The sequence below is a fragment of the Gilvimarinus sp. 1_MG-2023 genome, from assembly GCF_030548285.1.
Genome location: NZ_JAUOSC010001664.1, coordinates 1 through 238 on the forward strand (window position 1 = coordinate 1; position 238 = coordinate 238).

Below are 238 nucleotides of genomic sequence, written 5' to 3' on the forward strand. Positions count from 1 at the left end.
GCCGTATTTCGATCGATGATAGCGGATATGCTATGGAATTCCATGTTCTGGATGTTCATCAGAAAGTAGAGTTACTACGGCACCGGGTTAAAGGCAAAGCCAGTCAATTACGGGATATCGCCCATTACATCAGTGATTATGTTTTTGAAAAACTGACGGGTATTCCTGGAGTATTTTCAACCCGGCTTATTTATGTGACGACCAATCGTGAACGTACGCGCTTTAATTTGAATTATGC

General features: G+C 42.0%; 1 pseudogene. It reads left to right on the forward strand.

Annotated features, from left to right (window positions below):
• Positions 1-32: 32 nt before the first annotated feature.
• A pseudogene (locus Q4563_RS22445) lies at positions 33-238 on the forward strand (Tol-Pal system beta propeller repeat protein TolB); the annotation flags it as partial.